Below are 12,557 nucleotides of genomic sequence, written 5' to 3'. Positions count from 1 at the left end.
GCCGAACGCCTCGGCAAGGTTCGAGCGGCGTTGGTCGCCGATCTCGTTCAGGAGCAGGCGCGCACCGGCGCGCGCCGCCCACCAGGCGAGCAGTCCGTTGCCGGCGGACGGCTCGAGCAGCAGGTCGCCGGCCTCGGGACTCGCCGCCAGGCCGGCGGCAAAGGCGAGCGGGAGAGGCGTCGAGAATTGCTGGCGCGCCACCTGTTCTTCCGAACGGTAGCCGTGAACCGGCAGCGCCTGGACAAAGGCCTCGAGCCGCTGGAGCACCCGGGCCGGCGGGCCGGCCAGCAGCGGACAATCGGGCTCCATCAGGTAGAGCAGCTGGGCGAGCTCGAGCGCATCGAACGCATCGCGCATCGACCAGGCGCCGGTCGAGTCCGACCCTCCCGTTATCGCCCGGAAAATGTCGCGCAGCGCGGTTCGGTCGATCGTTTCTCCGCGCTTGAATCGGCCGAGGATGACATGCGCTGCGGTAATCCGCGGGCGCTTCGCGCTGTCGTCGTCGGGGAGCGGTCGGCTGGCCATGGGCTTGTCTCCGGCCCGAAGCCCGCCTGATCGCCGCTCCGGGTCAGCCCCCCTTCCGCCTCCTCTCCTCCGATCCCGGCCTGCGCGGCGCAGCGCGGCGGACGGCTGCTGAAGAGCGCCGGCATCGTGCAATGGGAAACCCGCTCTGGCGGGCCGCGCTCATCCGAAATAGAATTCGAACGCCGCCTTCGAGATCGCCTGGCGCTGCGACGCATCCGGTACCCAGCAGGCGAACTGGGACACGGTCTGCGCATAGGTCACCTTGCCCTCGCAGCCGACGAACGGCGCATCGCTGCCCCAGAACAGCCGCTCCGGACCGACACGCTCGAGATAGGCCTGCGCATAGAAGCGCGGCACGTCCTGGTCGGGCCGCCTGTACCCGGCGGAAAGCTTGACCCATGCCGCTCCCGACCGGCACGCTTCCACCGCCGCCAGGAAGGCCGGGCAGTCGAGGCCCCTGTCGGCGTCGGGCCAGCCGAAATGATCGACGACGATCTTGACGCCGCTCGCAAGAAGCGGCGCCAGCACTTCGGCAAGCCGCTCCGGTTCGACATTCACATGGACGTGCATGTCGAGATCGCGCAGCCTTCGGAAGAGCCGGGTGTAAGCGTCGCAGCCGAAGTCGGGTAGCCCGGCGTGGAACAGCTGGAGCCGCGCGCCGACCACGCCGTCCGACTTCATCGCCTCGAGCTCGTAGAGCCCGATCGCCGGATCGACGATCACCGTGCCGCGCAGCCGCTTCCGGTGGCTGCGCAACGCGCGGATCACATAGTCGTTGTAGGTCCCGAACAGGCTCGCCGCGGCGATCACTCCATATCGCACTCCATGGGCGTCGAGCATGCCGAGATAGGTTTCGACGGGGAAGCTGTAGTCCGGGCGCACCCAGGCCGCGCTCGCGAACGGCATGCCCGGCCCCCAGATGTGGGCGTGCGAGTCGACCAGCGGCGGCTCGATCGTGTCGGACCCGGCAGCTTGCGCCATCGCGTCTCAGCCGAAGTACAAACGATCGGCGGTGCCGAACAGGAATGCGCGGCGTTCGGCGGGACTCAGCTTCGACGCGGACGCGCGCGCCACCGCTGCCTTCTCCTCGTACGGAGCCTCGCTCTGGCCCAGATCGGATCCCCACATCAGCCGGTCCGCGCCGAACCGGTCGGCCAGGCGACGGACGAAATCGGCGGGATCCGTCTCGCCGTCGCGTAGGCGGTCGACATCGATCTCGGTGAACTTGAAGTGGACGTTCGGCAGCGCCTCGAAGATTCCGATCGTTCCGGCGATTCCGAAGTCGGGCGCGCCCGGCATGGTGGTGTCGAGTCCGGCCTCGATGAACTTCCGCTTCTCGGGATTGGACAGCGTGTGCGGCGTTCCGACGTGATCGACGATGATAGAAAGCGCCGGGAACAGCTCGGCGATGAACCTCAGCGCCGGAAGCGTCCAGCCGAGGTGCCGCCGGAACGATATCACGGACATCGGCACGCCGAGGTCGGCGGCCGCTCTCCAGAAATCCATCGCCGCCGGCGAGTTCAGCCAGGCGGTGTCGAAGAAGTCGATATGCGTCTGGGCGAGCCGCGCGCCGCGCACGCCGTCCTCCCTGACCATGCGCGCAAGCGCCCCGGGACTTTCCGGATTCTGCGCGTCGAGGATGACGACGGGCGCGAAGCGCTCGGGAAATCTCCTGCCGGAATCGACGATGTAGCGATTGTCGTAGCCGTAGACGTGGCCGCGCTGGACGATTGCCGCTTTGGCGACGCCGTGGCGATCCATCTGTCCGATCAGCCAGTCCGCAGTCACGTGATAGTCCATCGCCGTGACCTCGGCGGTCCCGCGCAGCGGCGATGGGGGATAAGCGACCGGGTCGTCCGAGATCAGATGCGCATGCGTGTCGAACAACGGGTCGTCCATCGGCTCAGCCGCCGAACGGGTCGGCCGGCATTTCGGTCGCCAGATCGACCACGACGGTCTTGGTCTCGGTGAACGCCCGCACCGCTTCGAAGCCGTTCTCGCGGCCGACTCCGCTCACCTTGTACCCGCCGTAGGGAAGCATGTAGTGGATCGGCCTGAAGGTGTTCACCGAGACAAGGCCGCACCGTATCTGCGCGGCGATCCGGTGGGCGCGGCCGACGTTGCTCGTCCACAGCCCTCCGACCAGGCCGTAGCGGCTGTCGTTCGCCATGGCGACGACCTCGCTTTCGTCGTCGAACGGCATCACCGCGGTGACCGGCCCGAAGATCTCCTCCTGCGCGAGCCGCGAGGTATTATCCACCTCGGCGAAGACGGTCGGTTCGACATAATAGCCTCTCGCCAGGGCCGCGGGCCGTCCGCCCCCGGCAAGCAATCTCGCGCCGGACTGCTTGCCCAGGGCGATGAAGGCTTCGGTCTTGTCGCGCTGCTCGCTCGATGTCTGCGGGCCGATGTGGGTCGAAGCATCGAACGGCGAGCCGACCCGGATCTTCCTCGCGCGGTCCGCGAGCCTGCTGGCGAACTCGTCGTAAACCGGCCGCTCCACGAACATCCGCGCCGCCATCGCGCAGGACTGGCCCGTGGACCGGAAGGCGCTGTGCGCGGCGACCGAAAGCGCGCGCGGAAGGTCGGCGTCGGCGAACACGATGAAGGGCGACTTGCCGCCGCACTCGAACGAGCAGCGCTTCAGCGAACCGGCGGCGCTGCGCATGATCCGGGTCGCGGTTTCGTGCGACCCGGTGAACGAGACCTTGTCGACCCCGGGGTGCGCGCAAAGCGCCTCGCCGACGGCTCCGTCGCCCGGCAGGACATTGACCACGCCGGGGGGAAAGCCCGACTCCTGCGCCAGCGCCGCAAGCTCGAGCATGGTCACCGGGGTCTGCTCGGCCGGCTTGAGGATGATCGCGTTGCCTGCTGCAAGCGCCGGCCCGAGCTTCCACGAAGCGAGCGAGATCGGCGAGTTCCACGGGAGAATGGCTGCGACGACGCCGACCGGTTCGAGACGCGTATAGGCCAGCGCATCGGGGCGAAAGGGGATCTGGTCGCCGTTGAGCTTGTCGGCGGCGCCGGCGAAGAAGGTCAGCCAGTCGGCCGCATTGTTGACCTCGCCGAGCGTGTCGCGGACCGGCTTGCCGTTGTCGCGGCTCTCGATCTCGGCGAGCCGCCGGGCGTCGCGGCGGACGAGTTCGGCAAAGCGATAGAGAAGCCTTCCCCGCTCAGTCGGCGAAGTGGATTGTCCCCAGGCCCCGTCGACAGCCGCGCGCGCGGCGTCGACGGCGCGCCCCACGTCCACCTCGTCCGCAAGCGCCACTTCGCACCAGACATCTTCGGTCGAAGGGTCGATGCTTTCGAACGAAGTCCCGGAATGCGGCGCGGTCCACTCGCCGCCGATGAACAGCCGGTCGTACTGTCGGGCGTCGGTCATGATGCTTTCCTCAACCGCGAATCCGCCGGGTGCAGGGTGCCGAGAAACTCCGAAACGGGCACCTCTTCGGGGAAGGCCATCAGCCTGTCGAACAAAGCTTCGGCCCCGCTTCCGGAATACCAGCGCGTGTTCCGTTCGAACTTGGCGCGGACGTCCGCTCCGGACAGCGCGGCCTCGGGCGAACCGGGGTGGAATGGGACATGCCTGGCGAAGGTCCGCCCGTCGGCCTCGACCGTCAGGCGCGCGGGGCAATGCTGCGGATAATCCGAATCGGGATCGACCGCGGCCTCGATCCTGCCGGCCAGCTCGAGCACGCCTTCGTCGCTAAGCGATCGGGGACTGAAGGTCTCGAGCCCGACATGGCCGCGAAGCAGCGCCGCCGCCGTCGTGTAGTAGATGCTGAACCGCGCCTCGTGCGGAGTGGCGGGCGCCATCTTGCTCGAACGCGGCTCGGAGACGAGAGTCAGCCCGGGCTCCGCCAGCCGGCACAGGACGCCGGTGATCGACTCCGGGGCGATGCCCTGCGTTTCCAGCTCCCGCCGAATCTCGGTCGCGGCGTCGATGAACGCGTGGAGCAGCTGGCAGCAGGGATAAGGCTTGAACGCGGTTTCCGGGAGGTACCAGCGTTCCCCGAGACCGGCGCTGCCGAGGTCGAAGCGCAGGTCCCCGCTGATCGGCGTCAGGTGGGTCTCGAAGAAGCCGAACTTGCCTTCGAACACGGATTGCGGGCCGGTGATCCCCGACCGCGCCAGATCGGCCGCGAGGATTCCGGCGTGGGCGCCCCACCCGCCGTGGAGGATCTTCGAGGTCGAGCCGGTCCTCGTCGCCTCCTGGATGCCCGACGCGAAGGTGCCGCAGATACCCAGCGCGTCGGCGATCGTGCCGGCACCGTCGCCGAGCAGGTTGCCGGCGGCCGCGGCGGCTCCGAACGGACCGAGCAGCGAGCTGGTGTGATAGCCGCGCTCGAGAAAACGCTCGGCGGCGACGAACCCGAGGCGGATCATGACCTCATAGCCGACGACGGTCGAAGCGATCGCCTCGCCGACGCTTCTGCCGTATGCTTCGCCGAGCGCGAGCACCGCCGGAACGATCGTCGAGCCCGGGCGGGCGAGCGAGGATCCGTGCTTGTCGTCCATTTCCAGGGCCTGGGCGAGCGCTCCGTTGAACAGAGCGGCCAGCTCCGGCCGCGCCCGCGCGCCGGCGCCGAGCATGGTCGAGCCGTCCGGCGAGCGCCAGCCCTCGGCGAGCTTCGCGGCCGCCCGTCCGCTCTCCTCCGCGGGGCTTGCCCCGGCGATCGAGACGCCGATCGAATCGACGATGTGCATGCGCGCGGCGCGGCGCACCTCCTCCGGGATGGTGCCGGCCGAGGCGGCAGAGGCGAACCGGGCGATGCTTTGGCCAAGCGTCCGGGTCACGCGCCGCGCACCTGCTGAAGCGCGCGCCCGAGCGCCGGCGCCGGCTCCTCCTCCTTTTCGAGATTGTCGATCACGCGCTCGATCCTCTCGACCCCCTCGCTCGTCAGCACGCGCCCGGCGAGGTCGCGGAACTTGGCCTTGAGCGTTTCCTCCGGGAGCGGATTCTTCCAGTGGCCGCTGCGGTAGGTGACCTCCTGCCGGTGCACCTCTCCCGACTTCATCGCGACCTCGACACGGACGGCGCGCATCTCGTGGGGGCCAAGCGCGTCGAGCTCCGGATCGACATGCACCTCGACCCGGCCGGCGAGGTCCACGATCGCCGGGTCGCGCAGCTTCTCGTCAGAATATTGGTCGACGAAGGCGTCGCCTTCGAGCAGCGTGACGGCCGCCGTGTACGGCAGGTTCATCTGCGCGGTGATCGTCTCCTTGGGCTCGTACGGCCAACCGCAGTGGACGAAGACCATGTTGGTGGTGCCGATCCTCACCTTCTCGACGTCCTCGCCGCGAATGGCTTCGCGGGCGATGATCTGGCGAAGGGCGTCGACCGATGTCTGGCTGCTTGCAAGCGACGAATAGCGCTTGAACCCGTTCCTGCGCATCTCGAACTCGGTTCCGAGCCCCGCGGTCGCCCAGCCGAGGTCGTAGCTTTCGGCATAGGTCGAGCAAAAGCCGCCATAAGGCGCCTCGAGAACGTCGCGCACGCCGGTCAGCCCCTCGCGCGCGCAGAGCGCGGCGATGATGCCGTTCTGCGACGCCTTGCCCGAGTGGAACCTCTTCGCCATGGCGCCGAACTGCGACGCCATCAGGCCGGCTGCCTGGGAGCCGGCGAGCCCGAGCGCGCTCACATATCGGTCGGGATCGAGGCCCAGCAGCTTGGCGATCGCTGCGGCCGAGGCGAAGGTGCTCGTCAGCCCGCAGGGATGGAAGCCGCGATGGAAGGCGCTCGGGCTTACCGTGTTCCCGATCCGCGTCCCGAGCTCGTAGCCGGCAACGGTCGCGAGGATGATGTCGCGGCCGCTGCAGCGGCCGAACCCCTCGGCGGACGCGAGCACCGCCGGAATGACCCCGGCGCCATAATGCGACATCGACTGGTCGTGGCAATCGTCGAGCTCGAACCCCTGCGCCGCGGTGCCGTTGACGAAGGCGGCGCCGAGCGGGTCGGCGCGCTGCGACGAGCCCCACACGCTTGCCGTCGGCGACTGCCCGAGCAGACCGATCGTCCGCGCGACGGCCTCGGTCCACGGCTTCACCGATCCGAACAGCCCGCAGCCGAGGCTGTCGCGGATGCACTGCTTGGCGTTGAGGATGAGGTCGTCCGGGAGCTGATCGAACGTCAGCGCGCTCGCGAACTCGGCGAGGTCGCGCGTGGGAGTGCCGGTGGAGATATTCGCTCTGACGTTCATGAATCGCTTTCTTCGTCGCTTGTGAATCAGGCTGCGGATGCGTGCGCCGGGTCGCTCCGGGCAGCCGCTGCGAACGCCGCCGCGCCTTCTCCGGCGATCCGTCCGAACACGGACCCGCTGGTGAGCCCGGTGGCCCCGGGATAGTTGAAGTAGAAGAGGCCGCCGACCATTTCGCCGGCCGCGAACAGCCCCGGGATCGCCGAGCCGCCGGTGTCGAGCACCTCGGCACCGGTCGACACGCGCACGCCGCCGAACGTGAACGTGACGCCGCAGGTGACCGCATAGGCTTCGAACGGCGGCGTATCGACCGGGTTGGCCCAGTTGCTTCGCGGCACCCCGCCGCTCGATGCGCTTCGCCCGTCCCTGATGTTCGGATCGAACGGCACGTCGGCCGCAACCGAGGCATTGAACTCCTCGATCGTCTGCAGCAGCTGCCGGCCATCGACCTCGTCGAGCCTGGAAGCGAGCTCCTCGAGCGAGCTTGCGGTCACCTTGCTGACATGCCGCGTCCGGTACTCGTCGCGCAGCAGGTGGGCGACCTTGGAATCGAATATCTGCCAGGCGAGCTGCCCCGGCTGCTGGAGCACCGCCTGGCCATATTTGGCGTAGGTGTAATTACGGAAGTCGGCGCCCTCGTCGACGAACCGGCGGCCGTCGCGGTTGACCATGATGCAGAAGGGATAGGAGTGGCGCTGGTATTGCGGGGTCAGCGCCAGCTCGCCGAAGTCCTCGGCATTGCGTTCCCACGACACCGCATGGCATCCCGACCAGTGGCCGTGGGGCTGGGCCCCGGCGGCAATCGCCATCGCCAGCCCGTCGCCGGTATTGAACCTCGTGCCTCTCACCTTCGCGAGGTCCCAGCCCGGCCCGAGATATTTTGCGCGCCACTCGGCATTGGCCTCGAAGCCGCCGCAGGCGAGAACCACCGCCGAGCCCGGGACGATCTCGCGCTTGCGGTCAGGCCCGGTGACGACCACTCCGGAGATGCCGTTCTCGTCGTGAACCAGCTCGCGGACCCAAGCCTCGTAGCGGATCGCGACGCCCTTCCGTTCGGCCGCGGCGAACAGCGAATCGACCAGGCCCGGCCCGCCGCTCGAGACGGCGATCGTCGCGCCGCCCCAGAACTTGAAGCGGCCGTCGACCTTATAGGCCTGGCGTCCGAAATTGGGGAAAAAGCGGACGCCCTGCCCGCGCAGCCACAGGATCGTGTCCCTGCTGTTCTTGACCAGCAGCTCGCACAGGTCGGGGTCGGTCCGGTACTGGGTGATCCGGCCCATGTCGTCGAAGAAATCCTCTTCGGTGTAGCGTCCGAAGTCGCTGATCTCCATCTCGGCATCAGTCAGGTCCGGGCAGAAAGCGCGGATGTCGTCGGCGCCTTCGTACACGGTCCGCATGAGGCCGTCGGTATAGCAGCTGTTGCCGCCGCGCTGTTCGACCGGCGAGCGTTCGAGCAGGAGGACTCGCGCGCCGCCGTCGGCGGCGCTGATCGCCGCGCACAGCGCGGCATTGCCTCCGCCGACGACGACGACGTCCCACGCACTTCCGCTCCGATCCATCGAGTCCAGCCTCGCGATTGTCCCACCCCTATGCGGACCGGGGGCGCGCGGCGGCGCGCGCTGGATCCGCCCGGCAAGGGTAGTGTCTCCCGCTATACATTCACGCAATATTCCGGCATGCTAGCATGCTATTGCGGCATGGCAGGCGTGGATCCGTGAAGCTTCAGCAGCTCCGTTACGTGGTTGAGATCGTCCGGCACGGAAACCATCTGTCGGCTGCGGCGGAATCGCTTCACACCTCGCAGCCCGGAGTCAGCAGGCAGATGCAGCTGCTCGAGCAGGAGCTCGGGTTCGAGATATTCCTTCGCACCCGAAACCGGATCATCGATCTCACCGAGCCCGGCCGGACGGTCTTCTCCATCGCGCAGCGGATCTCGACGGACATCGCGGCGCTCAAGGCGCTCAAGGAGGACATCCATGCCGGGGCGCGCGGGATCTTCACCATCGGCACGACGCACACCCACGCCCGCTACGTGCTCCCGACGGTCGTGGAGCGGTTCGTCGCCAGATATCCCGACGTGAAGCTCGTCCTCCGGCAGGGGCATCCCGAGGAAATCTGCGATCTCGTCGATGCCGGCGACGCGGACCTCGCGATCGCGACCGACACCACGCGCGAGTTCCACAACCTCGTCAAACTGGCATGCTTCGACCTCGAGCGCTGCATCGTCGCCCCGCTCGGGCATCCGATCCTCGCCGTCCCGAAGCTCACGATCGAGGAGATCGCGAAATATCCGATCATCACCTATGACTCGCACTACAGCGGCCGGTGGAAAGTGATGAAGGCCTTTTCCGACGCCGGGATCGAACCGAAGATCGTGATGAGCGGGATCGATGCCGACGTCTCCAAGACCTATGTCGGGCTGGGGCTGGGAATCGGCATCCTCGCATCGCTCACCTATGACGAGCAGCGCGATGCGGGCATCGGAGCGCGCGACGCGAGCGACATCTTTCCGTCGAGCACCGTCAACATCGTGCTCCGACCGAACACCTATCTCCGGCCCTATCTGCTCGACTTCATCCAGTCGATCGCACCGTCGCTGACCGGCTCCGCGATCCGGGCCGCGCTCGGACAGGGCTAGCAGTCACCCGCCGACCGTTTCCCTGTGAAGGGACATCCGCTCGAGCGCCCGTTCGTCGAGCGTGAGCCCGAGCCCCGGACCCGAAGGCGGGACGACGCACCCCTGCTCGATCTTCATCGCGCCGTCGGCGATGAGCGGATCGTCGCCGAGGACCCCGACGCCGAACGCGAATTCGGCGGCTCCGAAGCTGCGCTGGAGCGGAATGGAGGCGCAGAAATGCGCCGCCGCGGCCGCTTCGAGCTGCGAACCCGCCGCGAGCCCGCCGCAGTTCACCTTGATGTCATTGGCTTCGCCGACGGCGCAGATCTTCCGAGCGGCGTGCAGCCCTCCGACCTTGTAGAGCTTGACGCAGAACACGTCCGCGGCTCCGGCGGCGGCGATCGCGGCCGAGTCCTCGAGGGTGAACAGGCTCTCGTCGACCATCACCGGCACGCCGCCGGCCACGCTTCGGATGTGTGCCAGCCCGCGAAGATTGCGCCGGTCGACCGGCTGCTCGCAATAGCCGAGATCCATCTCGTCGAGCGCCGACAGCGCCCGAACCGTCTCCGCCACCGTCCAGCCGGTGTTCGGGTCGACCCCGATCACGATCTCGTCCCCGACCGCTTTCCTGACCGCCTCGAAATTTGCGACGTCGCGGCGCCAGCCTTCGCCCCCGGCGGCCTTCAGGCACAGGACCGACATTCCGAACTCCTCGACCGCGCGAAGCGAATCGTCGACCATCCGCGAGGTCTCGTCATAGAGGCTGACCGACCATTCGAGCGGGATGCTGTCCTGCGATCGCCCGCCGATCAGGTCGCAGAGGGGAACGCCGAGCGCCTTTCCGAGCGCGTCGTGAAGGGCGATGTCGAGGACCGCCCGGGCCGCGAAATTGCCGGGGAGGCGGGACAGGAAGCCGCGGTTGATGTCCTCGAGATCGGCGAGCCGGCGGCCGATCAGCATCGGCCCGTAGATTTCCCGGATGGCGGCGACGACGCTGTGCGTGGTGTCGGGGACGAAATGGCCCGGCGCGATCGGGCGGACCTGACCGACCCCGGCGACGCCGCCCGCATGGACCCTGACGAGCACCGGCTTGCCGAGGAGCTGGCCCGCCGGGCCGCTGTCGTAGCTGCCGCTGGAAAAGGTCCGGGTCAGCCGGACCGGCAGCTCGGTCACATGGATTTCGATGCGTTCTATGCGCATTGCGCCCTCCGCCCGGCGCCGGCCCGCCAGCTCTCGATGACCAGGTCGGCGCCCCGTTCCGCGAGCGCGATGGTCGGCGCGTTCGTGTTCGAGGACGGGATCGTCGGGAAGACCGACGAGTCGATCACCCGCAGGCCGGCGATGCCCCGCACCCGAAGCTCCGGATCGACCACCGCCCCGCCGTCGGTCCCGGCCTTGCAGCTTCCCACGATGTGCCACGTCGTCTGCGTGGTCTCGCGGATATAATCGAGGATGTCGCCGTCGCTCGCGACGGCCTCGCCGGGCCTCGTTTCCCTGACGATCAGGCGCTTGAGCGACGGGAAGCTGGCGAGGTCGCGAACCGCCTTGATCCCCGCGAGCAGGACGCGCGCGTCGCGCGGGTCGTCGAGATATTTCGGGTCGATCCGCGGATGCGCGAACGGATCCGGCGAGGCGGCATGGACCCAGCCGCGCGAAAAAGGACGAAGGCCCATCACGCCGATCGTGAACCCGGAATGGGCATCAAGGCCGTCCTCCGGCCGGCGCGCGTACCTGTCCTTCCCGGAAAAAGGCTGCAGCTGCAGCTTCAAATCCGGCCGCGGCTGGTCCTCGTCGGACCGCGTCACGACGTGCGCCGTTGCCGAGCAGATCGACAGGAGCCCCTTGCCGCGCAGCGCGAACTTCAGTCCTTCGCGGACCTTGGCGACCGGGTTCTGCAGCACGTCGTTGATGGTGATCGGCCTGGCGCATTCGAAGGTCAGCCGGGTGTTGGGATGGTCGCGGAGGTTTTCGCCGACTCCGGGGGCCACCTGCACGACCTCGATCCCCAGCGGCCGAAGCACGTCGGGGCGGCCGATTCCGGAAAGCTCGAGCAGCTGCGGCGACTGAACCGGACCGGCGCTGAGGATTACTTCCCTGCGCGCCGCGAAGCGCTCGAGCGCCCCGCCGCGGCGAAGCTCGACCCCGGTCGCAGTCCGGTCGCGGATCAGCACCCGGGCGACCTGGCTGTCGACCAGGACGTCGAGGTTGCTCCGGCCGCGCGCCGGCTTGAGGTACCCGACCGCCGACGACGAGCGGAAGCCGCGGCGCGTCGAATATTGGAGATAGGCGGCACCTTCGTAATGGCCGTCGTTATAATCCTCCACGATCGGCTGGCCGGATTCGCCGCACGCCATGATGAAGGCGTCGGCGAGCTCATCGAAATTCCTGAGGCTGGTGACTCCGATCGGGCCGTCGCGTCCGCGTGTCCGCTCGTCTCCCCCGGGATAGCATTCCATCCGCTTGAAATAAGGAAGCATGTCGCTCCAGCCCCATCCCGGCAGCCCGAGCGCTTCCCAGCTGTCGAACTCGCCCGGATCGCCGCGGACATAGACGTTGCCGTTGATCGAGCTCGACCCGCCCAGCACCCGGCCGCGGGTCCAGAGCTGCCTGCGGCCGTTGAGCGCGGCCTGGGGCTCGGTGACGAACGGCCAGGTGTGCTTCGGGTCGCGCAGCAGGTTCACGACCATCAGCGGGATATGGATGTTGATGCTCGAATCGCGCGGCCCGGCCTCGACCAGAAGCACCCGGGTGGCGGGATCCGCGGACAGCCGGTTGGCAACGACACAGCCCGCCGAGCCCGCTCCAACGACGATGAAGTCATAGATCCTGTCGGCCGGCACGCTGTTCGGCAAGAACATTCCCCGCACTTTGCTGGAAGGCGACCCTAGGCCCGACGAGGATGCATTCCAATAACAATGAGCGCTGCCGCTATGCGCCTGCATCATGCCGGGAGGTTATTCTGGCGTCGGAAGTTCATATTGTAGCCGCGCTCCGCCGGCCGCTAAGCCGGTAGGCCTGGAGATGCAGGTGCCGGCGAAGCTCAGGGATTACGACCTCTATATCGGCGGGGAGTGGGTCGCGCCCTCGTCCGGCGAGCGCTTCCCCGCGATCAACCCCTTCACCTCGGCGCCCTGGGCAACGGTCGGCCAGGCCGGCGAGGCCGACGTCGCGGCGGCGGTCGTTGCCGCCCGGACGGCGTTCGAGCNGGAGTGGCGCGG

10 protein-coding genes and 1 pseudogene are annotated in these 12,557 nt (G+C 68.1%); 2 read left to right on the top strand and 9 right to left on the bottom strand.

Annotated features, from left to right (window positions below; genetic code table 11):
* The 7 genes and pseudogenes from GH737_RS08900 to tcuA form a co-directional block, all read right to left on the bottom strand.
* Positions 1 to 525 (bottom strand): annotated as a pseudogene (locus GH737_RS08900) (methylase); the annotation flags it as partial.
* 159 nt (positions 526 to 684) lie between these two features.
* Positions 685 to 1,506: an amidohydrolase family protein gene (locus GH737_RS08895; protein ID WP_155264483.1), complete on the bottom strand. Its 822-nt coding sequence runs from the start codon at positions 1,504 to 1,506 to the stop codon at positions 685 to 687.
* A gap of 6 nt (positions 1,507 to 1,512) precedes the next feature.
* Positions 1,513 to 2,424, bottom strand: a complete 912-nt coding sequence (locus GH737_RS08890; protein ID WP_155264482.1) for an amidohydrolase family protein — start codon at positions 2,422 to 2,424, stop codon at positions 1,513 to 1,515.
* A gap of 4 nt (positions 2,425 to 2,428) precedes the next feature.
* Positions 2,429 to 3,907, bottom strand: coding sequence for an aldehyde dehydrogenase (locus GH737_RS08885; protein WP_155264481.1), 1,479 nt, complete (start codon positions 3,905 to 3,907; stop codon positions 2,429 to 2,431).
* Positions 3,904 to 5,322 carry an MmgE/PrpD family protein gene (locus tag GH737_RS08880; protein WP_196233067.1) on the bottom strand — a complete coding sequence of 473 codons (1,419 nt, stop codon included), beginning with the start codon at positions 5,320 to 5,322 and terminating at the stop codon, positions 3,904 to 3,906. The genes GH737_RS08885 and GH737_RS08880 overlap by 4 nt, the downstream gene beginning before the upstream one ends.
* On the bottom strand, positions 5,319 to 6,725 hold the full coding sequence (locus GH737_RS08875; protein WP_155264479.1) for an MmgE/PrpD family protein: 1,407 nt from the start codon (positions 6,723 to 6,725) through the stop codon (positions 5,319 to 5,321). Before GH737_RS08875 ends, GH737_RS08880 begins: the two co-directional genes overlap by 4 nt.
* A 26-nt stretch (positions 6,726 to 6,751) precedes the next feature.
* Entirely contained in the window at positions 6,752 to 8,281 is a 1,530-nt protein-coding gene (gene tcuA, locus GH737_RS08870; protein WP_155264478.1) for an FAD-dependent tricarballylate dehydrogenase TcuA, read from the bottom strand.
* A gap of 155 nt (positions 8,282 to 8,436) precedes the next feature.
* Between tcuA and GH737_RS08865 the strand changes: the two genes are divergently transcribed.
* Complete coding sequence (locus tag GH737_RS08865) at positions 8,437 to 9,360, top strand: LysR substrate-binding domain-containing protein (protein WP_155264477.1); 924 nt, start codon at positions 8,437 to 8,439, stop codon at positions 9,358 to 9,360.
* A gap of 3 nt (positions 9,361 to 9,363) precedes the next feature.
* Here GH737_RS08865 and GH737_RS08860 read toward each other — a convergent pair whose 3' ends face one another.
* A complete protein-coding gene (locus tag GH737_RS08860) occupies positions 9,364 to 10,539 on the bottom strand; it encodes a mandelate racemase/muconate lactonizing enzyme family protein (RefSeq protein WP_155264476.1) in 1,176 nt (391 codons plus the stop codon).
* The gene (locus GH737_RS08855; protein WP_155264475.1) at positions 10,530 to 12,197 is read right to left on the bottom strand and encodes a GMC family oxidoreductase; all 1,668 of its coding nucleotides are present in this window, start codon (positions 12,195 to 12,197) and stop codon (positions 10,530 to 10,532) included. The genes GH737_RS08860 and GH737_RS08855 overlap by 10 nt, the downstream gene beginning before the upstream one ends.
* Positions 12,198 to 12,282: 85 nt before the next feature.
* On the opposite strand from GH737_RS08855, the gene GH737_RS08850 reads away from it, so the two are divergent.
* A partial coding sequence (locus GH737_RS08850; protein ID WP_476749611.1) for an aldehyde dehydrogenase family protein occupies positions 12,283 to 12,557 on the top strand: 275 nt, incomplete at its 3' end.

The sequence above is a fragment of the Sphingomonas segetis genome (assembly GCF_009720245.1).
GTDB lineage: Bacteria > Pseudomonadota > Alphaproteobacteria > Sphingomonadales > Sphingomonadaceae > Sphingomicrobium > Sphingomicrobium segetis.
The sequence above is the reverse complement of the archived record's forward strand: the minus strand, read 5'-3'. Positions and strand labels throughout refer to the sequence as shown.